This is a genomic window from Arthrobacter terricola (assembly GCF_004354015.1).
Taxonomy (GTDB): domain Bacteria; phylum Actinomycetota; class Actinomycetes; order Actinomycetales; family Micrococcaceae; genus Arthrobacter; species Arthrobacter terricola.
Genome location: NZ_SMRU01000031.1, coordinates 35,999 through 62,619, shown reverse-complemented (window position 1 = coordinate 62,619; position 26,621 = coordinate 35,999). Strand labels below are relative to the sequence as shown.

The 26,621-nt window shown below is 60.5% G+C and carries 21 protein-coding genes; 6 read left to right on the top strand and 15 right to left on the bottom strand.

The features are described 5' to 3' along the window. The coding region (gene mmsA / locus E1809_RS21355) for a CoA-acylating methylmalonate-semialdehyde dehydrogenase (RefSeq protein WP_133206258.1) at positions 1–1,193 on the bottom strand (1,193 nt) is incomplete at its 3' end. Positions 1,194–1,275: 82 nt separating this feature from the next. Next, positions 1,276–2,406, bottom strand: a complete 1,131-nt coding sequence (locus tag E1809_RS21350; protein ID WP_235835710.1) for an iron-containing alcohol dehydrogenase — start codon at positions 2,404–2,406, stop codon at positions 1,276–1,278. A gap of 174 nt (positions 2,407–2,580) precedes the next feature. Here E1809_RS21350 and E1809_RS21345 point away from each other — a divergent pair, with 174 nt between their 5' ends. Beyond that, positions 2,581–3,483: a LysR family transcriptional regulator gene (locus E1809_RS21345; RefSeq protein ID WP_133206257.1), complete on the top strand. Its 903-nt coding sequence runs from the start codon at positions 2,581–2,583 to the stop codon at positions 3,481–3,483. Between the two features lie 148 nt (positions 3,484–3,631). Here E1809_RS21345 and E1809_RS21340 read toward each other — a convergent pair whose 3' ends face one another. Further along, on the bottom strand, positions 3,632–3,877 hold the full coding sequence (locus E1809_RS21340) for a hypothetical protein (protein ID WP_133206256.1): 246 nt from the start codon (positions 3,875–3,877) through the stop codon (positions 3,632–3,634). Between the two features lie 423 nt (positions 3,878–4,300). Continuing rightward, entirely contained in the window at positions 4,301–5,599 is a 1,299-nt protein-coding gene (hisD, locus tag E1809_RS21335; RefSeq protein ID WP_133206255.1) for a histidinol dehydrogenase, read from the bottom strand. Positions 5,600–5,861: 262 nt separating this feature from the next. Between hisD and E1809_RS21330 the strand changes: the two genes are divergently transcribed. Both E1809_RS21330 and E1809_RS21325 read left to right on the top strand, forming a co-directional pair. Then, positions 5,862–7,319, top strand: a complete 1,458-nt coding sequence (locus tag E1809_RS21330; protein ID WP_133206254.1) for an aspartate ammonia-lyase — start codon at positions 5,862–5,864, stop codon at positions 7,317–7,319. Between the two features lie 9 nt (positions 7,320–7,328). After that, positions 7,329–8,288, top strand: coding sequence for a LysR family transcriptional regulator (locus E1809_RS21325; protein WP_133206253.1), 960 nt, complete (start codon positions 7,329–7,331; stop codon positions 8,286–8,288). Positions 8,289–8,565: 277 nt separating this feature from the next. On the opposite strand, the gene E1809_RS21320 is transcribed toward E1809_RS21325, so the two are convergent. From E1809_RS21320 to E1809_RS21295, 6 genes are all read right to left on the bottom strand, one after another. Continuing rightward, complete coding sequence (locus E1809_RS21320) at positions 8,566–9,420, bottom strand: carbohydrate ABC transporter permease (RefSeq protein ID WP_133206252.1); 855 nt, start codon at positions 9,418–9,420, stop codon at positions 8,566–8,568. Then, positions 9,417–10,367 carry a carbohydrate ABC transporter permease gene (locus tag E1809_RS21315; protein ID WP_133206251.1) on the bottom strand — a complete coding sequence of 317 codons (951 nt, stop codon included), beginning with the start codon at positions 10,365–10,367 and terminating at the stop codon, positions 9,417–9,419. The genes E1809_RS21320 and E1809_RS21315 overlap by 4 nt, the downstream gene beginning before the upstream one ends. Positions 10,368–10,396: 29 nt before the next feature. Next, positions 10,397–11,707: an ABC transporter substrate-binding protein gene (locus tag E1809_RS21310; RefSeq protein WP_133206250.1), complete on the bottom strand. Its 1,311-nt coding sequence runs from the start codon at positions 11,705–11,707 to the stop codon at positions 10,397–10,399. Positions 11,708–11,850: 143 nt separating this feature from the next. After that, positions 11,851–12,693, bottom strand: coding sequence for a sugar phosphate isomerase/epimerase family protein (locus E1809_RS21305; protein ID WP_133206249.1), 843 nt, complete (start codon positions 12,691–12,693; stop codon positions 11,851–11,853). A gap of 13 nt (positions 12,694–12,706) precedes the next feature. After that, complete coding sequence (locus tag E1809_RS21300; RefSeq protein WP_133206248.1) at positions 12,707–14,500, bottom strand: thiamine pyrophosphate-binding protein; 1,794 nt, start codon at positions 14,498–14,500, stop codon at positions 12,707–12,709. After that, complete coding sequence (locus E1809_RS21295; RefSeq protein WP_133206247.1) at positions 14,493–16,109, bottom strand: GMC family oxidoreductase; 1,617 nt, start codon at positions 16,107–16,109, stop codon at positions 14,493–14,495. The genes E1809_RS21300 and E1809_RS21295 overlap by 8 nt, the downstream gene beginning before the upstream one ends. 321 nt (positions 16,110–16,430) lie before the next feature. Here E1809_RS21295 and E1809_RS27795 point away from each other — a divergent pair, with 321 nt between their 5' ends. Next, the gene (locus E1809_RS27795; protein WP_133206246.1) at positions 16,431–17,132 is read left to right on the top strand and encodes a TetR/AcrR family transcriptional regulator; all 702 of its coding nucleotides are present in this window, start codon (positions 16,431–16,433) and stop codon (positions 17,130–17,132) included. Between the two features lie 326 nt (positions 17,133–17,458). On the opposite strand, the gene E1809_RS21285 is transcribed toward E1809_RS27795, so the two are convergent. Together E1809_RS21285 and E1809_RS21280 are read right to left on the bottom strand one after the other, a co-directional pair. Then, positions 17,459–18,112, bottom strand: coding sequence for a TetR/AcrR family transcriptional regulator (locus E1809_RS21285; protein WP_133206245.1), 654 nt, complete (start codon positions 18,110–18,112; stop codon positions 17,459–17,461). Continuing rightward, entirely contained in the window at positions 18,103–18,690 is a 588-nt protein-coding gene (locus E1809_RS21280; protein WP_133206244.1) for a sugar O-acetyltransferase, read from the bottom strand. Before E1809_RS21280 ends, E1809_RS21285 begins: the two co-directional genes overlap by 10 nt. 429 nt (positions 18,691–19,119) lie before the next feature. On the opposite strand from E1809_RS21280, the gene E1809_RS21275 reads away from it, so the two are divergent. Together E1809_RS21275 and E1809_RS21270 are read left to right on the top strand one after the other, a co-directional pair. Then, positions 19,120–20,370: an MFS transporter gene (locus tag E1809_RS21275; protein WP_133206243.1), complete on the top strand. Its 1,251-nt coding sequence runs from the start codon at positions 19,120–19,122 to the stop codon at positions 20,368–20,370. A 155-nt stretch (positions 20,371–20,525) separates the two neighbouring features. Then, entirely contained in the window at positions 20,526–21,752 is a 1,227-nt protein-coding gene (locus tag E1809_RS21270) for an MFS transporter (protein WP_205754290.1), read from the top strand. Positions 21,753–21,902: 150 nt separating this feature from the next. On the opposite strand, the gene E1809_RS21265 is transcribed toward E1809_RS21270, so the two are convergent. From E1809_RS21265 to E1809_RS21255, 3 genes are all read right to left on the bottom strand, one after another. Then, complete coding sequence (locus E1809_RS21265) at positions 21,903–22,142, bottom strand: hypothetical protein (protein WP_133206242.1); 240 nt, start codon at positions 22,140–22,142, stop codon at positions 21,903–21,905. A 224-nt stretch (positions 22,143–22,366) separates the two neighbouring features. After that, positions 22,367–23,875, bottom strand: a complete 1,509-nt coding sequence (locus tag E1809_RS21260; protein ID WP_133206241.1) for a CoA-acylating methylmalonate-semialdehyde dehydrogenase — start codon at positions 23,873–23,875, stop codon at positions 22,367–22,369. A gap of 1,661 nt (positions 23,876–25,536) precedes the next feature. Then, positions 25,537–26,613, bottom strand: a complete 1,077-nt coding sequence (locus tag E1809_RS21255; protein WP_133206240.1) for a hypothetical protein — start codon at positions 26,611–26,613, stop codon at positions 25,537–25,539. Positions 26,614–26,621: the final 8 nt, after the last annotated feature.

Sequence of the window (26,621 nt, the reverse complement as noted above, 5' to 3'; positions counted from 1 at the left end):
ACGACGACGAGCACGGGTCCGAAGATTTCCTCGGTGTACGCGCTCATCGCGGTGGTGACGTGGTCGATCACGGTGGGGCCGACCCAGAACCCGTCCTCGTGGCCGGGGACGATGAGGTCGCGTCCGTCCACGACCATGGCCGCGCCGGCGGTTTCGGCTTCGGTGACGGTCTTGAGGATGAACTCTTTCGAGGCCGGGGTGATGACCGGGCCCATGTCCGCACCCGGTGCGGTGCCGTTGTCCACCGTGATCGCGAGGGCGCGTTCGCGGACCTTGCCCACCAGCAGGTCGGCGGCGTCCCCGACGGCGACCGCGACGGAGATGGCCATGCAGCGCTGCCCGGCGGAGCCGAACGCGGCGGCCGCGACGTGGTCCGCGGCGTTGTCCAGGTCGGCGTCGGGCAGGATGATCGCGTGGTTCTTCGCCCCGCCGAGGGCCTGGACTCTTTTGCCGTGCTTGGTGCCTACCTCGGTGATGTGCTTGGCGACCGGGGTGGAGCCGACGAAGGAGATCGCGTCCACGTCCGGGTGGGTCAACAACCCCGAGATCGTGTCGCGGTCGCCGTGCAGGACCTGGAACACCCCGTCCGGCAGGCCGGCTTCCTGGAACAGGCGCGCGAGCAGCATCGCGGCGGAGGGCACGTTGCCGGAGGGCTTGAGGATGAACGCGTTCCCGGTCGCGATCGCCATCGGGGCCATCCACAGCGGCACCATGACGGGGAAGTTGAACGGGGTGATGCCCGCGACCACGCCGACGGGTTCGCGGAAGGAAAACACGTCGATGCCGGTGGAGACCTGGTCGGAGTACTCGCCCTTGAGCAGCGTCGGAACACCGCAGGCGTACTCGATGACCTCCAGGCCGCGGCCGATCTCGCCCTTGGCATCGGAGAGGACCTTGCCGTGCTCGGCCGTGATCAACGCCGCCAGCTCGTCCACATGCGAAGCGACGAGTTCACGGAACTTGAACAACACCGCGGTGCGCTTGGCCAGGGAAATATCACCCCAGGACTCGGCGGCTTTCTTCGCGATGGCCACTGTGCGGTCCAGATCCTCCCGCGAGGCCAACCGCAACTCCGCGGTCACGGCACCGGTCGCCGGGTTGTAGACCGGCTTCGTCGCCGACCCCGTCCCCGCAGAGAATTCCCCGTCAATGAAATGGTTGATAGTGAGCGTTTCAAGCGTAGTGCCAGTCATACTTTTACCTTTCGGGTCTTGCGTGTTTGATCGCCCGTCACTCGGGCATGGGTAATTGGCGAGGGTCTAATCCCGCGACGTGTCAGGCGTAAATCTCGGCGTAGAGATCTTGGATTTGTTCGACGTCGGGAACCAGAGGATTGTTGCCGGGGGAACCTGAAGCCAACGCCTGTTCCGCCATCAACGGCACCTTTTCATCCCAGGCCGTCCGGTCGATGCCGAAGGTTTGCGGTGTCGGGACCTGAAGATCCCGGTTAAGGGCACGCAGCTCCTCGACCAGGGCCTCCGCAGCATAGCTGTCTGAACTGTTCGAGGCGGCAACTCCAAGTGCCCGGGCGCAGTCGGCATATCGTTGCTCGGCCGCCGAGACAGAGAACTGTGTGACGGCGGGGAACAGCATGGCGTTGGCCAGTCCGTGAGCGACATGGAAATGCGCGCCGATCGGCCGACTCATGCCGTGGACGAGCGCAACGCTCGAATTCGAGAAAGCAATGCCAGCCTGCGTTGCTGCCAACATCATCTCTCCACGGGCCTTCTTGTCACTTCCATCAGCGTAAACCTGCCGCAGATTCGCACCGATAGTACGGATAGCAGCCATCGCGAACCCGTCGGAGAACGGATTCGCCTTCCGGCTTACGTAGGCTTCAATCGCGTGCGTCAGGGCATCGATGCCTGTGTCGGCAGTGAGCCGGGCGGGCATCGAAAGCGTGAGCTCGTAGTCAATGACTGCTGCTTGCGGCAAGAACGAAATGCCCGCGCAGAGCATCTTTTCCTGCGTTTCAGAATCGCTGATGATTGAGAACTGTGTGGCCTCGGAGCCACTTCCTGCTGTCGTGGGGATAGCAACCACAGGGACAGCCGGACCGTCGTTGTTCCTCGGAGCCTTGAAATCCCGCATTTGCCCACCTTGCCGGCTCAGAATCCCGAGGGCCTTGGCCGTGTCTATCGCACTTCCCCCGCCGAGCCCGATGATCAGGTCGGCACCGTGGGCCGTGACGGCATCCACTCCACTGTTGAGGGAGTCGGTCGTCGGGTCGGGTACGACACCCGCGAAAACAGCACCGTCATGGCCGCCCTGCTCGATGGCGGCAAGGATTCTGTCGACATGCCCGGTTGTCAGCATGAATGAGTCAGTGACGACCAGAGGACGGGTCGAGCCAAGTTCAGCCACGAGGGCGCCAATCCGGGAGATGGCACCCCCTCCGACTTTCATGATTCGGGGAAGAGCGATATTGGCAATCATCGGAGCACCTCTGTTTTGGCCCGTGAACTTACTAGGTTCACAGGGTTGGGCGAAAGTATTTATACAAGTCTTGCTGCATCTTTGACACAAAACCATGGCCAATCGTGCCCGCCAATGTGCAAATTTGCACGCTAGAATGGATCCGTGATTTCTGCTGATGATGTTCGGTTTTTCTTGGAAGTAGCCAGGACCGGGAAGCTGGTAGCGGCGGCCCGTGGTTTGGGGGTCGACCACACGACCGTAGGCCGAAGAATCTCGCATCTGGAGCGAAGTACCGCAACGCGCCTCTTTGTCAGGTCGCCGGGCGGCTGGCAATTGACTGAAGCAGGAGAACGTCTGGCCGTGCACGCAGAGGCTGTCGAATCATCGCTTCGCGCTGCGGCCGAAGAACTGGGTTCGGAACCGGGACGGCTCTCCGGCAAAGTCCGAATTGCCACGCCGGACGGCTTTGGAGCCTTCGTCCTCAGCCCCGGATTGGGGACACTACGCGAGAGCCATCCCGGCCTTGCAATCGAAATAGTGACGGCAACCAGACTAAACCTCCTGGCCACCAAGGAATTCGACGTGGGCATTTCGCTCGCCAAGCCTACGATCCGCGGCGTAGAGACCACAGAGCTGGCCAGCTACCCGTTGGGCCTTTACGCAGCCCCGCGCTACCTGGAATCATCGGCGAACATAACGAGCATCGATGATCTACAGGGCCATTCGGTGATCGGCTACGTAGATTCGCTGTTGGACATACCCGCGCTTCGCTTCCTGGACACCAGCCTTCCCGGGTTCCAGCCCGCCATCCAGACGAACAACATCACCGGGCAATGGATGGCAACTGTCGCGGGCTTGGGAGTGGCCGTGTTGCCATTGTTCGTTGGAGAGGCCGACGACCGGATAGTGCGGATTCTTCCGGATGAGGTTCAGATTCGCCGCAAATACTGGCTTGCTGTTCCTCGGGAACTACAGCGGTTGGCCCGGACTCGGGCAGTGCAAAACGCACTGGTCGAGCTTGCGGCATCGCACCCGTATCTTGATTCATTCCTCGTTGGCTCCTGACCAAGGCCACAAGGCCGAACTGTCATGGCTGGATCAGCGACACAGCAACCGCGACCTGTTGTCTCGCGTCATCGCGGCCGCGGATCCCGCCGGGTTCTGTCCGTGCTTCCTGAGGCAGAGTCACCCGGCAACCGATTTTCGTGGACACCTAGGCTGAAACCCACACTTCGAACCCCTCGGACTTGTCAATCATCCGACGGGTGGTAGCCCCCTCCGCGGCCAGCCAGAGAATGACACCGTCGGGGGTTACTTCGTCTACCAGCCCCTCGCGGGGCGGAAGCTCATGATGGCGGACTTCGACGAGCTCCCCCTTCGCCAGGGCCCAGTCTTTCAGGATCGCGGGGCGGCCGGGGAGGTGGCGTGCATCCGCAAAGGAATCTTGGGGATACTGCATTATTCTCACTTTCAATTCTGGCCGCAATTTGTTTGCGGCGGAACGAAACGATGTCACACCGGCGCCTGTGTCGCTCCACCGTCAACCTGGGTCGGTCGCCCCGTCGTCCTCACGCCCGGGGATTCCGAACGCGCAGCACCGGCTCCGGCGTAGATCGTACAGAAGAGGCTGCCGCTGGGGAGCAGGGTCGACGACGGACGGGCGGCATGAGTTCCCCCGCTTCCAAGGGACCTGAGGTCCGACAGGAACAGTCCCAGCTTGCCGTACCGCTTGCGATCGGATTTATTGCCCGTTCCGCGATGTCTTGTGCTTGCGCTCACATGCAGCTCCTTGATGTGTCCTCGAGCCGACAACCCGTGGTCATCGGTGCCGTTCGGTGGAGCACCAGAAGACGGGCACTCCACCGAACACGTGAAATCCGGTTTATGAAGCCCACGCCGGCTTTTGACCGGCCGCCCGCGCTGCACGGATGTCGCCGGAGCGGGCGTGTCCTTCAAAGTTCTCCGCCCGGGCTGCCCTACCCAACAACTCGCCAAGCTCCGCACTGGCCGTCGTGGTGGTGACTTCCTGATAAGTCACGGTCTTGATGTACTTTCCAACCCACAGCCCACCGGTGTACCGCGCGGCATGGCGGGTCGGCAGAACGTGGTTGGTTCCGATGACCTTGTCACCGAAGGACACACACGTGTTTTCACCGAGAAACAGCGCCCCATAGTTGACCATGCGGTCCAGCGCCTCACGCGGATTCTTTGTGAGGATCTGTACGTGCTCGCTGGCGAACTCATCGGCGACGGCGTAAGCCTCGGTCAGGTCATCAACCAGAATGACCTGACCGTGGTCCCGCCAAGCCGCTTCTGCAACAGCCCGCGTCGAGAGCCCAACCAGCTGGCTGTCAATCTCCTTGAGAACCTGCTGTCCGAGGTCCTTCGAGGTCGTGACGAGGATCGCCGGTGAGTCAGGACCGTGTTCGGCCTGGCTGAGGAGGTCAACAGCAACGAGGAACGGGTCGGCAGACTCATCAGCAACAATGAGAACTTCAGTCGGCCCTGCGAAGAGATCGATGCCGACCTCACCGAAAAGCTGGCGCTTCGCTTCGGCCACGTAAGCATTTCCCGGCCCGGCGAGAAAATCCACGGGGGCAATAGTCTCTGTACCAACAGCCAGGGCGGCGACGGCCTGGACTCCACCCAGGAGGTAGATCTCATCCGCTCCGGCAAAGTGCATGGCTGCCACTGACGCGTCGGGAATGACGCCTCCTGCAGCAGGAGTTGCCGCGGCGACGCGGCGGACACCGGCAACTTTGGCGGTCACGATGGTCATATGCGCAGATGCAAGGAGCGGGTACCTCCCACCGGGAACGTACGCCCCGACGGCGTCAATCGGGATGTTCTTTTGACCAAGAATCACACCGGGTTCCACCTCGGCTTCGAACTCGCTCAGAGACTGCAACTGCAGCTGAGCGAACCGCTCGACGTTGCGTTGGACCGTCTTGATATCTTCAACGGTCTGCTCGGGTAGGCGGGCTATCGCGGCGTCGATCTGTTCCTGCGATAGGCGGAAGGACTCCGGGGACCAGTTATCGAATTTCTCGGAATAGGCCCGCACCGCTTCATCACCGAGGGAACGGACGTCCGCAATGACGGCTTCGACGGTTTCCCTCACTCCGGGAGGCGAGGTGGGGTCCGAGACAGTAACTTCAGCATTCTTAAGGGAAGTGCGCAATGGATTTCTCTTTCGTCTCTGGAGCCAAAGCGCAGGTAGTGCGTGTGCTCCACGTTACTTTGGAAACGACTCAACCATAACATTATACATGGGTAAACAACAGAGTTGAAAGCATTTCCTTATCTAAAGGGCCCCTTCCTCAATCATGCCAGAAGCTAACACTATGATTCTAGCTATCTTGATAACTTTTGCTTATACTTGGAGGGCGGTGCAGCGCATCCGGCGCTGCCCGACACGAACTTGAGGCAGGAGTGGCCGAACAATGAATGAGCAGCAGCCAGAACCGACGCGGATCGAGGCGGACTTGCTCGGCATGCGTGAGATTCCGGCAGAGGCCTATTGGGGCGTTCATACGCTCCGGGCCCGCGAGAACTTCCGGATAGCCGGCGAGACCGTCGGAGACACCCCAGGCTTGGTGGCCGCAATTGCTGCCGTCAAGGAAGCAGCCGCTGAGGCGAACATGGAACTGGGCTTGCTGGATCGCCGGGTGGGGCAGGCAATTTCCGCAGCATGTCGCGACCTTCGTTCCGGGCTGTTCGGGGATCAGTTCCCGATCCCCTTGATCCAAGGCGGCGCTGGTACTTCCACGAACATGAATGCAAACGAAGTGATCGCCAACCGCGCCCTGGAACATCTTGGTGAAGCAAAGGGCAGCTACCGCGTCGTCAGCCCCAATGAACATGTCAACCTAGGACAGTCAACCAACGATGTTTACCCCACAGCGCTGAAGGTGGCAACGATCTCCAACCTGCGTTCGCTGATCGGTGGTCTGGAGAAACTCCAGACGTCCTGCGAGACAAAAGCCCGGGAGTTTGACCACATCGTGAAGATGGGCCGCACTCAACTCCAGGACGCAGTTCCGATGACGCTCGGTCAGGAGTTCAGGAGCTTTGCCGTCACGATCGGAGAAGACATCGCGCGCTTGACCGAAGCCATCACGCACCTTCACGAGATCAACCTGGGTGCTACTGCCATCGGCACCGGACTGAATACCCATCCGGTATTCGCCTCCATAGTTCGTGAAAAGCTCGAACACATCACCGGCTTGCCGGTGAAGACCAGTCCCGACCTCGTCGAAGCTACCCAGGACTGCGGAGTCTTTGTCCTCATCTCAGCCTCAGTCAAGAGGGCTGCCATAAAGCTCTCCAAGATCAGCAATGACTTGAGGCTGCTGTCTTCGGGTCCGCGGGCGGGCTTGGCGGAGATCAGCCTCCCCGCCCGTCAGGCCGGGTCCAGCATCATGCCTGGAAAGGTCAATCCCGTGATTCCTGAGCTGGTCAACCAAGTCGCATTCGAAATCATGGGAGCGGACGTTACGGTCTCACTTGCCGCCGAGGCCGGCCAGCTTCAGTTGAACGCCTTCGAACCCGTCATCGCAGCCAGCCTTTTCAGAAGTATCGAACATCTGCGCGTCGCTGCCACAACGCTGGCCGACGAGTGCATCGATGGAATCACTGCGAACGAGGAAACACTGGGACAACACGTGGCACAGAGCATCGGCGTTGTTACCGCACTCAGCCCATATCTCGGGTACGAGGTTTCCGGCGAAATCGCCGCAACGGCATTGCGAACCGGGACACCGGTGGTAGAACTCGTCCGCCAGAGGAACCTGATGGACCCCGAACTCCTAGGCCGCCTTCTCCGGCCGGAGATCATCGCCGGAGGCGGAGAGCTGCCGCATCTCACCCTTCCTCCAACACTATCTCCCCGTGAGCTATAGGATTGACTTATGACTCTGGCCCAACTTGAAGCATTCGTGGCGGCGGCCACCGGACAAACCTTCACAGCAGCTGCTGCCGAACTGGGAATGAGCCAGCCTGCTGTATCAGACCTCATCCGCCGCCTCGAAGGTGAATTCGGGGCGCCGCTCTTCAACCGAAGTGGTCGCTCACTCGTGCTCACGGCGGCCGGCGAAGAACTTCTCCCCTATGCCGAACAAACAGTCTTCTCCGCCAAGCAAGGTACCGAAGCAGTCAATGCATTGCTCTCCCTTGGCGGGGGCACAGCAACATTCGGTCTATTGCGGAACGCTGACTTCTACATCCGCCAGGATCTGGCGAAGAGATTCCGGCAAAAGCACCCCCAAGTGCGTATTCGCCTCGTGGGCCAGAACAGCGCAGAGACCGTCAGCGACGTCGTGGCTGGACATTTGGAGGCGGGCCTCGTGACCTTGCCGGTGGAGGAAGATCACTTGGACGTCCTTCCTCTGGCTCGCGATGAAGTCGTGTACGTGAGCGCCGTGCCCGAACGAGTTCAAACGCCTCCCGACATCGTTGCCATGTGCAACGCCCCCATGATTCTCTATGACGCCCACTATGCTCAGACAGACCCCGCACGGATCCAGCTATCCGCGCGTGCCCGCCTTCGAGGCCTGACCCTGAATCCGGGAATAGAAGTGGAATACCTCTCGGCCGCACTATCGTTGGCAGCCGATGGTTTCGGAGACACCATCGCCTGCCGCGCCGCACTCGAATCCGAGGTCTTCCCGCGGGGACTCCACGCGGTGTCGCTGGCTGAACCGATGTTCGACACACTTGCCTTGATCAAGAGACACGGGCAGCTCCTGTCCCCCGCGACAAAAGAGATGGCACGTCTGGCCCATTCAGCTCTCATCGATCACCAGGCTTCGGATCACGGCACCGCCGAGCTCCTCGGCGGCGCACACGACATCGAGGCGTTCCTCGGCTGATTGCCCGCCGGACGACGTGCCGAACAGAGATGTCACCGAATTCGCGCCCCGGCAGGATGTCCTGCCGGGGCCATGCTTTTGTCGCAGATACCGCGATGGTTCATGCTCGAACCCTTCTCGCTCATTCGACTTCAGAAAAGGCAAAGCGGTCCCGGTATCTGCGACAGCCGCACTTTTGGATTTTATTTATCGCTAAGTCAGTCCTGGTTTCGCATGAGCGAAACCAGGACTCGGCTTGCCGGGCCCTCAGCCGGCAAACAGAGGCCGGCGGCAGCTCCTACTGGCCAGCCAGTGAACCTGCCACGCCTCCGACACTGAAATACTTGTTCAACGTTGCGAAGATGATGGTGGGGGGCAGCAGCATGATGACTGCGACGGCCATCACCGATCCCCAGTCCGTCGAGTGTTGCTGGAAGAAGGTTTGGACGCCGATCGGCAGGGTGAAGGCTCCCGCAGAACGGAGGAAGATCGATGCGACAAGGTAGTCGTTCCAAGCCATCAAGAAGGTGAAGATGGCTGTTGAAAGCACCCCCGGCAAGGAGTTGCGAAGCACGACGTGAAGGAACCCCTTGAATACTGAAGCACCGTCAATCCAGGCAGCCTCTTCCAGACTTCCCGGAATCCCGTCCATGTAGGCGGCCATCATCCATGTTGCCACGGACATGGAACTCGCGACGTACAGAATCGTGATGCCGACGAGGTTGTCGGCCAGGCCGATGTGCGAGAACAGAATGAACAGCGGAATGACCGATGTGATCACGGGAAGTGCCTGCACGACGAAAAGAAGGAGAGAGTAACCACCAACCAGTCGGCCCCTCCCCCGCGATAGAACGTAGCCGGCTGGTGCGGCGACTGCGACAGAGACCACAACCGTCGCCAGAGCCACTTGGAGACTGTTGAGCAACCAAGCTACCGCGCCGCTGCTGCTGAGTACGTTCGTAAAGTTCTCGAGCGTCAGCGAACCCGTTCCATTGTTTGACCTGAGGGAGAGAACCACCGTTCCGCCAATGGGGATCAGGGCGAACGCCGCCAGCGCGACGAGGATCGCGAAGCGCAGCCATTGTCCCCGGCTTCCTGCTTCAGTGGACGGACGGGGCGTTCCGGTCCTGGTTTTGAGTGTTGCAGTGGTCATGATGAGGTCGACTTTCGAATCTGTCGGAAGAGCAGCACTGCCACGGCGGCAAGTGCGAGCGTCATGAGGAAGGCGATGGCAACGCCAGGGCCCGTCTGAAAGTTCTGGAAAACTGTTTTGTACGCCAGAACAACCAGGGTGTTCGTTGCGCCGACGGGGCCACCGTGGGTAAGGAGATACACCGTCGGGAAGTCGTTGACGCAGAAGATGGTCATGAGAACCCACGCAATGTACGTGGGCTTCGCGATGATGGGCAATGTCATGTATCGGAACGACTGGCTCGCGCTTGCTCCGTCGATCTTGGCGGCCTCGTAGATACTTTCATCCACGGAGGTCAGTGCCGCGCTCATCATGAGCATCATGAAAGGGAAGTTGACCCAGACCTCGAAAAGGCACACCGTAATCTGGGCTCCGAGCGGATCCGAGAGGAAGATCGCGTCTCCGAAACCCAGCGCGTGCATGAGGGATGGAACCGGGCTTGAACTTGTACCAATGAGCCAGTTCCAGGACATGGCCGAGACAACAATCGGAACAACCCAGGGAAGCAGGAGGACTGTTTTAAGGATTCCCTTGGCTGGAATGCGGGTGCGGAGCAGAAGCGCAATCGCCAGCCCGATGATCCAGCTTCCAAATACGCCTGCGATCGCGAAGATGACGGTAAATCCCGCCGCCCTCCAGAAGGCCGGATCAGCCAGGACCTTGGCGAAATTATCCAGGCCAACGAAATCACCGGGCGTTATGAGGGACCCGTTGTGCAGGGCCTGGAAAGCAGCATAGGCAATCGGGTAGGCGTTGGTGAGGATAAGGATGACGACTGACGGAAGGATCAGGAACGCCTTCGTGGCAGGCGCGCGACCAGGACTGCTCGTTCGGCGGCGCTTCCGCGCTTCGGGAGCCGGCGTCCTCATCGTCAAGGGTAATTCAGTGCGGCGAACGGAGGTGCTCATGGTGGATAACGGCTTTCGTCATTGCTGTGCTAGGAGATTGCGGCCTTGATGTCGCTCTCGAGCTTGGTCAGGATGGTCTTGGACGGGGACTTCGCAGAGAGGACGGTCTGGCAGAAGTCCGTCATCGCCTGGCCTCCATCGATGGTGGCGAGTTTGGCGGAAAGCGTGCCGGACTGCGCCGCAGTCGTCTTGCAGATCGGCTGCCATTTCTCCACAACCGCCGTGTTTTGGGCGTTAGCCTTGAATTCGGGAAGTTCGGTGATGGATTTCAGTGCCGGCAGACCTTGCATGACGCCCTTCTGCCACAGGGTCTTCATGTTCTTGATGTAGTACGAGGCGAAGGCTTCGGACCCTGCCTGCGAGGGTGTGTTCTTGTACATCATGATGTTGTTCACGTAGTACAGGCCGCCGATGTCGCCTCGGCGGGACTTCAGCGGATTCGTTACGAGGACATCTTTTTCATCCCCGACGACATTGTTGAACGCCGGGCTTTGGAATCCGAGTGCCACCTTCTTGTTCGTCCAGGCGGTAGTGAGATCGTCATCCTTCATACTGACGGAACCAGGATCGACGACGCCCTGCTTCACGAGCTCTGTGACAAAGTCAACCGCCTCCGCATTGCGGTCGTTGACGATGTCGAGATCTCCGTTGGAGTTGAACAGGCCGCCGCCATTGTTGATCATCAGGCTGAGGACTGCCATAGGTCCGTAGTTGCCGCTGCCCCCGCTGATGCCGAACCCGACATAGCCCTTGGCAGACGCTTTTTTCGCCACCGCCAACACGTCATCCCAGGTCTCCGGCGGGGTTGCCCCGATCTGGTCCAGTATCGACTTGCGGTACCAGAAGACTTGGACATCGAGGTTCCATGGGACGCCGACGTAGCCGTCGGAGGTCTTCATCGCATCCAGGGTGTGCGGGAGAAAATCGTCGTACGTGCCGTCCTTCTTGAAGGAGTCGATAAGGTTGTCGGCGTAGGCAATCGCACCCTGTTTGGCGAACTGGAAGGCCTGGAAACCGCCGCCGGTGGAGACCGCGGGGCCTGTGTTGGAGGCGATGGCGGAGGAGAAGGTCTGGTTGAATCCATCCCAGTTGACCTGTTGGTAGGACGCTCCCGGCAGACCACTACCGGGCTTGTAGGCCTGGGTCAGGGCCTGGGCAGCTCCCAAGTAGTCTTGGTTGCCCCATGGCATGTCCCAGAACTTGAGGATGCCGCCGCCCGCCGACGTGTTCCCCACATTGCCTGCTGCGCAAGCGCTGACCGACGTGGCGAGGGCAGCCGCACCGGTGAGGGCGAGGAAACCGCGACGAGACATGGCGGTGGGGGGCAGTACATTCTTCATGGCTTCTTCCTTATTGCTGGTTTGGACGGGGACGAGCGGTCATCGTCGACCGTGGATTCGTACCCTCGCTTGGATATCTTTTTCCGGCGTGGATGCTTGGCTGCCGGTTCATGGATCCGGCAACCCGGATCCATGCGGGCCTTCTATCGGTTGGGGTGCATTTTGGAGATCAGACCTCCGAGGTAGCTATGGCTCTTTACTGCTGCCTCCAGGGAGGCGCATTCAACGGAGAGGACGACGTCGTGGTCGGCGCCAGCGACGGTGCGGATAATTCTTTCCCAGTCGATGATTCCGTCTCCGCACGCACAGCCGAGCATCCCGCGTACCTTGCCTCGGTACTTCCTTGCATCTTGGGCGGAAATGTCCTTGGCGTGCATGTGGGTGACGTTGGGGATGATGGTTTCCAGCCAGGCGTGAGGATCGTTCCCACTCAGGAAGCTGTTTCCGGTGTCCAGGTTGATGGTCAGGACCGGGGACTCGACCAGTTTCATGAGCCGGTCGAGTCCTTCCGGGGTTGCCGTGTGGGGGCCATGGGTCTCGATGGCGATGGCGATTCCGCGTGGCTCGGCCACCTGCACGGCTTCCCGGAGGGTGTACTTCATCAGAGTGAAGTTTTCTTCCTCTGTGGTCCAGGCAGGCATCGGACCGTCGTCGACCATGATCATCGGCGACCCGCACTCGGCCGCGTAACGGACAGCCTGCTTGAGGTAGTCGACTGCGATGTCCGGTTTGGCCAGCGGAGCGTGGGCTGAGATCGAAGAGATCTGCAGCCCACGGCTCTCTGCCGCATATTTGAGGTTCAGCGGGTCATCGAGCATCGACCTGCTGTGGAAGTATCCGGCCTCGCTCAGGAGTTCACGGCCCCAGTGGACCATGGGCTCCACATACCGGTAGCCGATTTCCGCCGCACGGTCCATGGCCCAGTCAAAGGAACCATTTTCGTAGCGTGCAAACTCGAGATTGAGTCCAAGCTGGATGTTCCCCATGGCTCCTTCTCGCTTAGAACCCGCGCTGAGCGACGTATTCGTCGCGGGTCTCGCCGTGGTAAGCGGGGACGGTGATGTCCCACCAGCCGGTGGGGTGCATCTCGCTCCAAGGCAACTCGTGCGCACTCATGGCTTCAATGACGACCGGACCGTCCGTAGCGAAACCACGCTGAACTGCTTCAGCGAGCCGCGACGGGTCCTCGACCCGTTCAGCGGTGCATCCGAGGGAACGGGCGAACTCTGCGATGTTTGCGAAGTAGGGCTTTCCGTCAGGAGTGCACCAGTTGGTGATAAGCCTCCGGTCAGCGCCGAAGAGGCTGATCTGAAGGTCCTTGATGGCTTCCCAGCCGCCGTTGTTCAAAACAACGACGACAAGCGGGGTTCCCAGCATCACGGCAGTGGAGAGTTCGGTGCCGGTCTGCAGGAAGCTGCCGTCACCGACCATCGCCAGGACGGGAGTCCCGGGGACGGCGATCTGGGCACCGATTGCCGCCGGTAGACCGAAACCAATGCCGGACATGCCTCCTGCGACGATGTTGGTCTTCGGCCCGTAGATGGGGAACTCGTTGAACGCCTGGTTGGCGGGGTTGCTGGAATCGGTAACCAGGATGCCCTCCCGTGGCAGGGCTTTGCGGATTTCGACCATGGCCCGGGAGTTGGTCATGGGCAGGTAGTCCGTCTCGCGCATGGGGGCGAGGTGGTCCTCCCAGCGCTGCTTGTAGTCCTGGAGCTCCTCGAAGTATTCCGTTCCGTGGTAGTCAGGGCCCTCTCCGAGCTGTTCACGGAGCAAGGCCAGCGAACTCTTCGCGTCACCGACCACCCCTACTTCCACGGGGTAGTTGCGTCCAATTTCAAAACCATCGATGTCAATCTGGACAAGCTTGGTCTTGGAGGGAATGTTGAACGTGATTCCCTCTTTGTAAGAGGACGTAATACGGTCGCTGAAACGGCATCCAACGGCGAGAATGACGTCTGCCTGGGTGGTCATCCTGTTACCGGGGATGGAGCCCATGTCACCACAGGGCCATGCATAGAGGTCGTGGTCGGCGGGGAATGCACCTTTGCCCATGAAGGAGTGGGTCACCGGCGCACCGAGCCGTTCTGCGATTGCGCGCAGTTCTTCGCTTGCATCCGCTGCGATGACACCGCCGCCGGCGAGGATCACCGGACGCTTGGCTGAGGCCAGCAAGGCCGCTGCTTCTGCAATGGCTCGTGCATCGCCGGTTGGGCGCGTACGTGCACGACGGTCGCCCGGAACATGGACGTAATTGCCGAATTCAGCCTGCAGGTCCTGGGGAACGTCCACGAGGACGGGGCCTTTTCTGCCTTCGTTCATGGTGTTGAAAGCCTGGGCCATGACTGTGGGGATCTGCTCCAGGCGGCTCGGCTGCCACCAGCGCTTGACAACCGGCTCGGCCATCCGCGGGAAGTTGTTGCCATGCGGGCGGTCGATTTCCTGAAGGACGCCGCGGTTTTCCATGTACGTGTGGACGGCACCGGTGATAAGAATGAACGGCTGGGAGTCGGCGAAGGCCGTGACCAGGCCGGTGAGCGTATTGGTCGCACCGGGACCAATCGATGTACAGACTGCGGCAATCTTGCCCGAGGCGCGGTAGTACCCGTCCGCCATGTGCGCAGCGCCTTGCTCGTGCATGGCGGGGATCACCTGGATTTCATCTGAGCGATCCACAAAGGCGTCCAAAAGCGCCGTGTTGCCATGGCCGGGCACGGCAAAGACCCGGTCCACGCCTTCGCGGATGAGGCAGTCGACAATCATTTGTCCGCCGGTCAGCTGCTTCTCAGTCATTGTGGTTACTTCCTGTAAGTACGGGTGTTATCGGTAAAAATTGGGGCTGGCGGGCCGTTGACCAGTGCTGGCTGGCACCGGGCACAATCTGGTCGGCAACGCGGAATGCGTTTGCGGCAATCGTCAGCGCCGGGTTCATCACTGGTAGCGATGGGAAAAAGGACGAGTCAACGACAAAGAGGTTGTCGACATCGTGGGTACGGCAGCTTGGATCAAGAACAGAGGTCCGCGGATCAACACCGGCCCTGATCGTCCCTGCCTGGTGGGAGTTCACAGCGATTCCGGTGGTCTCACTGAAGATCATCGGGTAACCCATTTTGTGCAGGATCCGCTTGACCTCCTTGACCAGAAGCTGGTGGGCCCGGACGTTGTTGGGCTTCCAGTTGATCTGGATTCCCTTGTCACCCCTGAGGGTCACCCGGTTCTCGGGGTCGGGGAGATCTTCGGTGAACAACCACCAGTCGATGCTGTGGCCGGCAGCGATGTCCAGGACCCACTTCGGAATCAGCGGCTTTTGCCCGACGAGCATGGCCCCTTGGAGCTTGCCGATGAGCTGAACATGACCGAGTGGATATGGGAAGTCCTTCGTGCCCTTGAGGAGGTAGTCGTTGAAGTAGAGCGTCTTCTGGAATTCAACCTTGTTCCGCTTCGGGTGGAAGGCCACCATGATGCTGTTGTTGTGCACCATGTAGTTCCGGCCGACCATTCCGGAAGAGTTTGCAAGTCCGTTCGGGTGATGGTCGTTGGCCGACCGCAGCAGAAGTGCCGCGGAATTGACGGCCCCGCATGAAACAACGACTTTCCCGGCTCCGACGACGACGGTTTTTCCGTTGTGGACGATTTCAACACCTGTTGCGGTCCTGCCGGCCTCGTCCGTGAGGACCTTTTCTGCGTATGCGTGCGTCAGGATCTCGACGTTGCCGGTTTGAAGGGCCGGTCGGACGCAAGCAACGTCGGCGTCCATTTTTGCGAGGACCCGGCAAGGAAACCCATCACAGGTACGGCAGCGGATGCACGTTCCGCCCTGCCTCAGGTCGATTCCCAAGGGAATATTGGAAGGCGTCAGTCCTTGTTTACGCAGACCGTCCGCGACCGTCTGGACTTCCGGTTCGTGCCCGATCGCTGGGAATGGGAAGGGTTCATCCCTGGGGAGCGTGGGGTCATCATGCTGATCCCCGTGCACCTTGTAAACATGCTCTGCCCGCGAGTAGTACGGGGCCATGTCGTCATAGGAGATGGGCCAGGCCGGCGATGTGCCTTCCTGGTGTTCCGTCGCAGCAAAATCCTCACGGCGGAAGCGCACCAAGGACGAGCCATAGAACTTCGTGTTGCCACCGACGTAGTAGTAAGTGCCCGGGCTGAATGGCTCCCCGGACGCTGAATACCATTTCTCTGCGTTCTTGTATCGTCCGCGTTCGAACACTTCATCCGGATCCCAGTTCTGCTTCTCCTGCGGGACAAACCCGCCGCGTTCGACGAGCAAGACGCTGGCCCCGCTGTCCTTCAGCGCATAGGCAAGGGTGCCGCCACCCATCCCGCTGCCGATGATGACAACGTCATAACCCGTCTTCGCAGGACTACCGCTCCGCAGAGTAGTCTCATCTGTCATTTGGAATTTACCTCTCAGTTCTGGCTGTTGCTGGCTTCCGGCATGCGCGTCGGACCTGCCAGCGCTCTGCGATCATTGCGGGGGCGTCACCGGTGAGAGCCACATCACCTATAAGTAAGAGTACACGGTTAGCGCATTTACTCAAGCATGAACTTTGGCTAAAGTCGTCTTGGACGCTCGAAGTTGGATTCAAACCCACATGAACGTGACCTTTCTCACACGCACATCCTCAGTGTACGATCGTACGCATAGGAAATCTAGTGGACGATCGTACGCAACGACCATAGTGTACGAACGTACATAAGCAGAGGGATCAAGCTGATGAATGAACCGGATGGGCCCACAGGGCCTGTGCCCCCGGAAGAACGGGCGGGCTGGAATGATTCCCCGGTACCGGACACGTCTTCTCCCGCGGCATCGGTCCCGCCCCTGGTCCGCAAACGGCGTTTCGACCCGAAACGCCGGGACCGGATAATTGACGCGCTTCTTGAGATCGTTGCCCACAGAGGAGTGGCGGGCACCAGTTTCAGAACCGTTGCCGCACAGGCAAACGTTCCGCTGGGTTCAATGACGTACCATTTCTGCAGCATGCAGGAACTGCTCGCCGCGGGGTTTGAACGCTTTGTCGAACAGTCCCTCGCCCGGCTGGAAGGGCGGCTACGGTCAACAAGAGAACCCCACGAAGCGATCGGGGCGCTGCTCACGTTAGTCCATGAGGACGCAACTTCCGACCCACCAAAGCATCTGGCGGTGTCTCGCGAACTTCAGGCACTCTGCGTTCGAGAACCGGCATTTCGTACCGTAGCCAAAACATGGTTCGAAGGCAGCGCGCGCATTCTCCAACGGCACTTCGATCCGCTGACGGCGCAGGTACTTCCGCCTCTCCTTGACGGCTTGGCCTTCTTCTGGGATTACATGGCTGAAGGAGATACCACGGCGTCCGACATCGTGGCCAAACTTCTTCCGGCTCCATTGCCCCGTGGTACTTGCGCCCCGGCCAACGACATCAGCCCCGGCTGGTGACAACCGGACCTTGCCCTGTGCTTGACGGCCAACGAGCCCATGCCATCTGAAAGAACTTGCCATGCCGAAATCACCAGACGGAAACAACGGAGTAGCAGGACCAGCTCCGGCACGTTTCGAATTGTTATTCCTCGACGCGTTCGCAGACGAGCCAGTCACAAAACCGGAACAGCACGAGAGGCTGCGCGAGGCGGGAACCGGAGGAGATTCGGATACAGCTCCCCTTCGCGGTCCCTTTCCGTTCGCAGGAAGGCCTTGGACGACGTCAGGCGCGATTTGTTCACTCTTTCGATGAAACGCGGAATCGTCGGCTAGTCAGGCGCCGTTTACGCTTGTCGATCCTTTTCGGCTTGGAGGCCTTGGGGGACATCGGAAAAGTAGAGGGAAGCATTCTCCGGCAAAGGAGTCATGTTGTGCGCAACCGTTTCCTTGAGCAGCTTGTCGACGGCGCTCGAAACCAATTTCCGGTCATCCTCATGCGGTTCGAAAGCGCGATGGATGGAGAGTCCTTCGACCAACGCGTCCAGTTGACGAGCCACGTCCGGATCAAAGTGTCTGCCGAACGCCCGACGACTGCGCATCATCCAGTCATGTGTCAAGTGCCGGAACTCTTTCCGACGTGCAGACAACGTGTAGAGCTCCAGGGTCAATACGAGGGAGTCGCGATCACCATAGGTATCTTCCAGAATCATCTCAACAATGGCGTCCTTGACTGCCTCAATGGATGAAGCCTGATTCATACGTTGCTCGAAACGATCGCTGATTCGGGTCGCAAAGCGGGTGAACGCCTCGTGCAACAAGGCGTCCATGCTGGCGAAGTGATAAGTCATTGACCCCAACGGAACATCGGCAAGTGCTGCTATTTTCCGGTGCGACGTGCCTGCCACCCCTTCGGCAGCGATGAGGTCCAAGGTTGCCTCGATGATTCGGTCCCGGCGGCCCGGATCGACTCTTCGGCTTGTCGTTGTCTTCAACTCCATACCGTCCTTGTGACTTCGGCAGGGACTCCCACCGCAACAACATACGGCGGAAGGTCTCGACTCATCACAGCCCCGACACTCACAACGGTGTTCTCACCGGTTGTTACACCAGGAAGAACCATAGTGCCTCCACCAAGCCACACGCTGTCATGGATGGCAATTGGCTTGGCCGCTTCGAGTTTGTCCATCCGGAGTTGCGGGTCAACCGGATGAGTCGGAGTCAACAACTGAACATTCGGGCCGATTTGGCATTTTTTCCCGATGGAGATCGGAGCAACTTCCAGTGCTGTCAGGCTGTAGCTGACGAAAGAGCCTTCGCCGATTGCTGTATTGGATCCGCAGTCGACAAAAATGGGCGGGCGTATGTGGGCGTCATCGCCAGGGCTTCCGATGAGGTCCCGAATCACAGCCTGAGCCGCGTTCATGTCCTCAAGGCAACCCGATGCGTACGTGCCGGCCAGCCGGAACGCCCGCTGCTGCCTGGCACTGATTTCCGGGTCGCCGGAGATCAGTAGTTCCGCGGCGAGCATCCGCTTAAAGTTGTTTCCCGGGTCGTCTTGAAAGTAGTCACCTACCATGTGTACAACTGTACTCAACGCTTCGCGCCCTGCCCTAGCCTATCCTCAGCGAGACCTGAAACAGTTCGCTTCCGCGCGCCTGACAGAAGGAATCGACGAGGAATTTCCCTCTTGTTCCGTGCCCGACACGCAAAGTGTGTACGACCGTACACGTCGTCACGCCTGGGACGAAGACTTCGATATCTAATGACGCACTACGATCAACTTTTGCTTGCAGTCGAGCAGAAGTTTCCGTAATCTGCTGGAAGACGACGGCCAGATGATGTCCTGGGCTGCAACTCGTTAACTGCATGCCTTGGCGGTTTCCCGGCCGTGCGGTGTGCTCCACCGTCAAACCGCAATTACCCGCACCCCGCCGGCGCCTAGGCGGTCAACGATGTGCGTGCAGGCTCCTTCGCGAGCTGCCGTCCCTGATTCAAAGGATTTCCCATGGCTTCGTCCACCAGCAAAACCTCGCCTGAACTTCGCCGGGCAAGATTGGGTGTTTTTGGAGCCTTTACAATTGTTGGCTTCCTCACCGCAATCTGGCTTGTAAACATCCCCGATATCCAGCAAAGAACCGGCGTCTCCCACCCCGTGCTCGGAGGGCTGATCCTGTTGCTTGGTTTGGGCGCCCTGATATCCATGCAGTTCACCGGCTTGCTGATCAGGCGCTTCGGGAGCAGGACTCCGACTCTCATCGGCCTTGGTCTCGTAGTGGCCGCGGTAAACCTTCCCGGCCTGGCCTCGGACGCTCCGAGCTTGGGTGCCGCGTTGTTTATTTTCGGCCTGGGCCATGGCATCACCGACGTCGCCATGAACCAACATGCCGTCGTCGTTGAGCGCAGTTACAAGCGTCCGATCATGTCCGCGTTCCATGCACTTTTCTCACTTGGCGGAGCAATCGGAGCAGTGTGCGGGGCAGCCGCCCAATCGATCCATCTACAAGTTTCCTGGATCCTGCTCTCGGCAGCACTACTTGGACTGGCCGGCACCGTATGGTCAGCATTCTTGATGTTTTCACAGAAAACCGAACTACTACTGGAATCGGACCACGAGACTGCCAGCCAACGAGACACGCCACCCTCCGGGCAGCCCGCCAAGCCACAGCGCGGCCGGGTGCTGGTACTCGCACTGTTGGCGTTTCTGGTACTGCTCTCCGAAGGTGCAGCCAACGACTGGAGCGCCCTCCAAACAGTAGAACACCTGGGGGAACCGGAGGCCGCAGCCGCGCTGGCATACGGAGCCTTCGCTTCAGCCATGACATTGGGCCGGCTCTGTGCCGACCGTCTGGCTCACGCTGCCGGTTCCGTCAAAGTCGTTCGTTTCGGGTCCCTGGTCGCCGCGGTAGGAATGCTGGTCGTGATTGCATCTCCGCTATATCCCGTCTCCCTGCTGGGCTGGTTCTTCTTCGGCATGGGCCTCTCCGGAATCATTCCGCAGGTTTACACCGCCGCCGGGAGCATCAACCCTTCGGACGCGGGAAAGACCCTGTCCCGGGTCGTTAGCTCCGGATACATCGGGCTTTTGGCAGGTCCTGCAATCATCGGATGGTTAGGCGGCCTGATCGGCTTGACCCTTGCCTTCCTGCTTCCGTTCGCCTTCTGCATCATAGGAATACTGTTCGCCTCGACCGTATCCCCCGTCGAGACACGCGTAACCAAACGTGCACTCGCCGGAAGCAAAAGACCGGAAAGTTAAGAGGTCCGTCGCGGTAACGAGGCTAGCCGTGGCTCCACGACTCATCACGACGCCGCGCACCCGCCGCCGGGTCGATGTCCGGGCCGCAAAATCAAACTGCATTAAATATCACATCGCACGCGGCGGAGATACCGCCCACCACGAAAAGAGAATTTATGACCGACATGTTGACCCGCAGCCCTTCGGCGTGGCGAGTCGTAATTGGCACCCCTTTGTACCGTGGGGCGACGACGGCGCTCTTCTTCTCAGGTCTTGGATTCTCAGCCGCGGCCCCTCAGATCGCCAGGTTCCTTGTTGATGATCTTGGCGGCTCACTCACGATGGCAGGACTTTACTATCTGACCAACCTGACGGCATTGCTTGCAGGCTTTCTTGTCGGGCGATGGTCGGACCGTACAGGTCGTCGGCTTGGGCCGTTCCGGATCTGCGCGGTCGCAGGCTTCCTCGGGTGGTTGGGCATCGGGCTATCTACACAGCTCTGGATGCCGTTTGTTATCAGCGCAGTTGTTTTAAGTTTCGCCGGGGCCGCTACATCGCAGCTCTTCGCCGCGATACATGACGAACTTGCGGCAGACCATTCGTCGATCAGCGACGGCGTGGTCTCATATGTCCGCATGTCCCTGACCTTCGGCTGGGTCATTGGCCCAGTGGCCGGGTCGTTCCTTGCGGGTACCTTGGGTCTGCGGCCCATGCTCGTGGCAACGGCTGTGTGTACGCTGCTGCAGATCCTCCCGCTTGGAACTCTTCGCGACCGGGCAAGGAGACACCGGGAAGTCTTCACCCCCGAGGCAGGCACGTCATCTCCCGAGGCCCGTGCCGGACGGCCATCCGTGAAACCGCTGCTGGTGTTTACGGGGCTGTATGTCCTTGTGTATGCCGGTGAACCGATCAAATACGCATATCTGCCGATCTACATGAATGACCACCACTACGCCCCAGGTTTAAGTGGAGCGATTATTGCCATACAGCCGCTTGTGGAGCTGGTGTTGATGCCGGTGGCAGCGATCGTCGCACGTAAAATGGGCATGCTCCATCTAATGGTCGTCGGCGCGCTCCTGGGATTCGGCGCCAACATGCTTTTTGCTCTCAGCGGTTCTCCCCTTGGGCTCTTCGCCGCCCAGTTACTAATGGGGGGCGTGTGGGGAGTTTTCGCCGGGCTGGGAATCATCGTCGCCCAGCGCCTGCTTCCCGGGGCCGTCGCAACGGCGTCCGCAATCTTCATTAGTGCCCCTGCCGTTAGCTCGGCTTTGGGCGGGCTTGTGGGTGGAATCGGTGTGGCCGCAGCAGGACTGCCCCTGGTCTTCCTCGCACCCTCGGCCATGGCGCTGATCGCGTCGGCGGGCCTTGTCGTCCTGCAGCGGCGGTTGGGGACCGGAATCTAAGAAATCCCTGAACATCACAGCGCCGGATGCTGCCGACCCGAGGACGAGACAGCTCGGTCCTGACCGATTTCGGCCAGACAGGTCACAGCTTTAAAGAACGTTGTGGCATCAATATTGGCTGCGCTGGTCCTGGTACCTCCGGTCGCACGATCAAACGGGGCCGGTCTCACGCGTCCATGAAGCGATCGTTTTCTCAAGCACAGCCTCCAACGCCGACAGAAGGTCGATGCTGGGGTCTGCGAGCCACTGCAGTTGGAGGCCGTCCACGGTGCCATAGAGTCTGCGTACTTCCAGCTCGATCTCTTCCTCAGTCAGAGTCCGGATTATTCCGCCTTCGCGCCGCCCGCAGGCACGACCCGCCCTCACGGACCAGGCGGCTGTACCGGTCACGCACCTTGTAATATGCGGGGTTCTCGGACCTGGACCCCTCTGCGATTGTTGTGATTGGCAGGTCGACAAGGCCGGGGCGGTGGTATCGCACGTCGTCATGGAGCGCCGGAAATAGCCCAGGCCCTCAAGGGGTACCGTCGAATGTTCACTAAGGGCGAGTTCCCACTTTTCCAGGACCGCGATAAGCAACTCCTTCTTGGCGGCCCGAGATGCTTACTGCGGCGCTAGTTGGAGGGGAAGTTGTAGGAGGCGCCGGAGGCGTGGTGGGTTTCGGGCCAGCGGGAGGTGATGACTTTGCCGCGGGTGTAGAAGGACACGCCTTCGGGTCCGTAGATGTGCTTGTCGCCGAAGAGCGAGGCCTTCCAGCCGCCGAAGGAGTAGTAGGCCACAGGCACCGGGAGGGGCACGTTGATGCCGATCATGCCCACGTCCACGGAGCGCTGGAACTTCCGGGCGGCTGCTCCGGAGGAGGTGAAGATCGCGGTGCCGTTGCCGTAGGGGTTGGCGTTGATCAGCCTGATGCCGTCCTCGAGGCTGTCGACGCGGACGACGACGAGCACGGGTCCGAAGATTTCCTCCGTGTACGCGCTCATCTCCGTCTTGACGTGGTCGATCACGGTGGGTCCGACCCAGAACCCGTCCTCGTGTCCCGGGACGACGAGGTCGCGTCCGTCCACGACCATCGCCGCACCGGCGGCTTCGGCTTCGGTGACGATCCGCACGATGCGTTCCTTCGACGCCGGGGTGATGACCGGACCCATTTCAGCGCCCGGTGCCGTGCCGTTGTCCACCTTCACGGCCAGGGCACGCTCTTCGACCTTCTTGACCAGCAGCTCCGCGGCGTCCCCGACGGCGACCGCGACCGAGATCGCCATGCACCGCTCCCCGGCCGAACCGAACGCCGCGGCGGCCAGGTGGTCCGCGGCGTTGTCCAGGTCCGCGTCGGGCAGGATGATCGCGTGGTTCTTCGCCCCGCCCAAAGCCTGGACCCTTTTGCCGTGCTTGGTGGCGGTCTCGTGGACATACTTCGCGATCGGGGTGGAGCCGACGAAGGAAATCCCGTCCACGTCCGGGTGCGTCAGCAAGCCGTCAACGGTTTCCTTGTCACCATGCAGGACCTGGAACACACCATCGGGCAGCCCGGCCTGCTTCCACAACTTCGCCAGCAACAACGACGCCGACGGGTCGCGTTCGGAGGGCTTGAGGATGAACGCGTTCCCGGTTGCGATCGCCATCGGCGCCATCCACAACGGCACCATGACGGGGAAGTTGAACGGCGTGATGCCCGCGACCACACCGAGCGGCTCACGGAAGGAGAACACGTCGATCCCGGTGGAGACCTGGTCCGAATATTCGCCCTTGAGCAACTGCGGCACACCGCACGCAAACTCGACCACCTCCAGACCGCGGCCGATCTCGCCCTTCGCATCCGAAAGGACCTTGCCATGCTCGGCCGTGACCAAGGCCGCCAGCTCGTCCACGTGCGAGGCGACCAGTTCACGGAACCTAAACAGCACCGCGGTGCGCTTGGCCAGGGAGAAATCGCCCCACTTTTCCGCCGCGGCCTTCGCCGCAGCAACCGTGGCGTCCAGGTCGGCCCGGTTCGCGAGCCGCAGCTGCGCGGTCACGGCGCCGGTGGCCGGGTTGTACACCGGCTGGCTCCGGTCGCCGGCACCGGCCGTTTCAACACCGTTGATGAAATGGTTGATGGTGGTCGCGATGGTCTTCGTCATTTCGTACTTTCTTCGCATGGATATGGTTGAACCAACCCCAGTCTGCCTGCACAATTCTTACGACTCAATGGACAAAGTCGCCGTCGGGTGTGCATAAATGCACGTGGCGGAACAGATGAACAAGGCCCCAGCTAGTCTCGCCCATGCAAGTTGTCAAGACAATACTTCGCGCCATTGCCCAACAGGCGCGCCTGCCAGGAATGACCCAAGACGATCTGGAACCGCCCCCATGTAAACGCCGAGGAGAATCGGCCGAGTTGATCCACAGCCCGTCTCCGAAGGCCGTCGCGGCCGAATTTCAGTACGGCGGGGTTTCGGGGAACTTCGACCTCGCGGCCGTCCAGCCACCGGACTGGCTCCAAGCGCCTTTATCTTATCGGGCCCAGACGACCATCCCGCACCTTGGAGTTCACCGGCAGCATCGCGCTCGGAAGGACTTCTTACACTCAGATCGAGCCGTCGCCGCTTGGGCCACACGCCAGCAAATCGAAACAACTGGCCAACCGAACGCCTGGCGCCTTTCCAGCGCTCGGCACTCATCAGCGTTACCCAACCCACGGCGGGCACTGCCACGGCACCATAAGTTTATCTTGAGCAAGATCGCGTTTAGCATAAGATAACCATTGACGATTTGTGAATCTGGAGCTATAACTATATATAGATGCAAAACAAGAAGAGCAGGGTATGAAGCTATAGATCCTTCGGGCTTCAGCGACTATCGGCTGGACTTGAGGATCCCGGAGGGCCGGACAATGTTGGACAGCATAAACGTCGTCCAGAAGCGGAGAACGCCGGCAACCTTATCTCGAACATGCGACCCCGCCCCGATGCGCAGACTCCTGCCGTCAGCTGGAAGACGCCGGGCCGCCCAGTCCGTACCCCGTGGACCACCCGCATGGGCCCCTTCCGGATCCCCAGCAGTGCCCGCTGTTGGAGCTATCCCACTACCACCAGTTGCTCGATGATCTCTCCCGCGAGAGATTCGGCCCCCACGCATCAAATACAGCTGCACAGGCAGGAGAGTCCCCGTGAAGCGCCGTAGTCCGAGAAGTGTTCCCACCCTGGCCCCTCTTTCGCCGTCGGGAGATCGGGCCCAGCTCATCGATGCGAGCCAAGACAATAGGGCAATCGCACGACAGCAGCTCCGCCGCCGGCTTGAAATTGCTGCGATCCTCGACGAGTTGCTCTGAGCTACTTGAATCGCAGGCGGCCATCCATGCATCCCGTTCCACTGAGCGGACATCCTCGGACGAGGCAGCTGAGGGTTCCGTGATTCTCGCAGCTTCGGACATCTTCTCCAACCGTCCCGCTTCCCTGCGCCCGCACCCGTCAACTGCACAGGGTTGGGCGTCAGCAGGCGCAGACGGTGGATCGGTAGAGACGGCACGAAAGAGTCCGGAGAAGGTCCGCCTTGAAGTCGGGGGCGGCCTTCATGTGTCCCTCCAATGGATCTGATGTTCGAGCGCATTGCCGGGCTGAACATCGACCAGCACTTTCTTGAAACCTGCGCGCAAGCCTTGGAAGAGTGGATTCGGTGCCGATTACTCAACGCCGCCCCTGGCTTACGGGCGGATGCACCGGCCCCTGCGAGGCAGACCTTATGGACGTCGGCTTGAAACTCTGGACAGGCCACGAAGGTGTCCCATCGCTTCAAACAGGCATCAAACCGAAAGTCGCAGCGCCCGCTCTGGTCCCCACCAGCCCGGCCGTAGTGATTGCCGCAATGTTCGTTCCGCTCGCCGACTCCCCCATAGCGCAGCCATGACGCTCTGGATAGCGTTGCTTACTGGCGCAGCGGGCGTAGTGATCGTCGTCCAGTAGGGCCGCAGTCTCTTCACAGGGCGTCCAATGGATACCTTGTGGATGATTCCACCTTTGAAGAGCGCTTCCTGGAGATGTTGGAGCTCGTCGGCCGGGCGCAAGTGGGCAGATTGCAGCAGCTGGAAACACAAAGCTAGGGTTGTTGGGCCCCGCGTTTCATGCTCCGTCCCTGAGTTCGAGAGACCAACGCTGGCCACAATCTCAGGCTGCGACTCGTCGATGTCGATCTGGTCGTCTTGTCCGCTCGCACGGGGGTGAACCTCCACGTTGATGCGGACAGTGCTGGGGATGAGGACCGGATTCAATGGCGCGATGTCAGCCAAGAAGATTTGCAACGCTACCACGAAGCCTTCGGCTGTCAACACCGTGTCCCGGCTGTTGTCGAACTCGATGATCCAGCGGACGTGCCCGAGGGCCCGGACGGAACCGCGCGACCACGCGCTGTTGGTCCCGATCACATCGAGCCAGGACCAGGTGGCGCACGAGGGACAGGAAGCGGGGTCCTCGGCGACGCCGACCGTCGGACGCAGCCGCCGCATCCCGTCCGGCCTCATCTCCAGCGCACCTGACCTGTCCAGCCCGAGGCCTCCCTGGGAGGGCGATGCAAGGAGTACCGCGGCAAACAGCATCCGGCGCAGCCGCAGCCGGAAGACCCAGTGGGTGCCTGGGTGCTGGATGATTGCCGCACCGAGCCGGATCAGCCGCTGCAGGGAACTGGTGTCCTCACGGTGATCGCGCGGCCACGCGGGGGCTGCAGGACCTTTGGGAGCCATCCGCTGGCGTAGCTCTGCGAGGACAGCCCGGGATGGCTGTGCCTGCCGGGCAAAGCGAGAGATCGAGGCTTCGTCGATCCCTCCGGCAGGCACACCTGTGATCGAGCACCAGTCGGTCCAGAGGTCGGGCAGCGCCGTCGTCACCCTCCTGA

Bases quoted from the DNA above. Each gene is read 5' to 3' on its own strand.
- E1809_RS21350 (WP_235835710.1), bottom strand. From the start codon at position 2,406: ATGAAAGTCGGAGGGGGTGCCATCTCCCGGATTGGCGCCCTCGTGGCT.
- E1809_RS21340 (WP_133206256.1), bottom strand. From the start codon at position 3,877: ATGCAGTATCCCCAAGATTCCTTTGCGGATGCACGCCACCTCCCCGGC.
- E1809_RS21330 (WP_133206254.1), top strand. From the start codon at position 5,862: ATGAATGAGCAGCAGCCAGAACCGACGCGGATCGAGGCGGACTTGCTC.
- E1809_RS21325 (WP_133206253.1), top strand. From the start codon at position 7,329: ATGACTCTGGCCCAACTTGAAGCATTCGTGGCGGCGGCCACCGGACAA.
- E1809_RS21320 (WP_133206252.1), bottom strand. From the start codon at position 9,420: ATGACCACTGCAACACTCAAAACCAGGACCGGAACGCCCCGTCCGTCC.
- E1809_RS21315 (WP_133206251.1), bottom strand. From the start codon at position 10,367: ATGAGCACCTCCGTTCGCCGCACTGAATTACCCTTGACGATGAGGACG.
- E1809_RS21310 (WP_133206250.1), bottom strand. From the start codon at position 11,707: ATGAAGAATGTACTGCCCCCCACCGCCATGTCTCGTCGCGGTTTCCTC.
- E1809_RS21305 (WP_133206249.1), bottom strand. From the start codon at position 12,693: ATGGGGAACATCCAGCTTGGACTCAATCTCGAGTTTGCACGCTACGAA.
- E1809_RS21300 (WP_133206248.1), bottom strand. From the start codon at position 14,500: ATGACTGAGAAGCAGCTGACCGGCGGACAAATGATTGTCGACTGCCTC.
- E1809_RS21295 (WP_133206247.1), bottom strand. From the start codon at position 16,109: ATGACAGATGAGACTACTCTGCGGAGCGGTAGTCCTGCGAAGACGGGT.
- E1809_RS27795 (WP_133206246.1), top strand. From the start codon at position 16,431: ATGAATGAACCGGATGGGCCCACAGGGCCTGTGCCCCCGGAAGAACGG.
- E1809_RS21285 (WP_133206245.1), bottom strand. From the start codon at position 18,112: ATGGAGTTGAAGACAACGACAAGCCGAAGAGTCGATCCGGGCCGCCGG.
- E1809_RS21280 (WP_133206244.1), bottom strand. From the start codon at position 18,690: ATGGTAGGTGACTACTTTCAAGACGACCCGGGAAACAACTTTAAGCGG.
- E1809_RS21275 (WP_133206243.1), top strand. From the start codon at position 19,120: ATGGCTTCGTCCACCAGCAAAACCTCGCCTGAACTTCGCCGGGCAAGA.
- E1809_RS21270 (WP_205754290.1), top strand. From the start codon at position 20,526: ATGACCGACATGTTGACCCGCAGCCCTTCGGCGTGGCGAGTCGTAATT.
- E1809_RS21260 (WP_133206241.1), bottom strand. From the start codon at position 23,875: ATGACGAAGACCATCGCGACCACCATCAACCATTTCATCAACGGTGTT.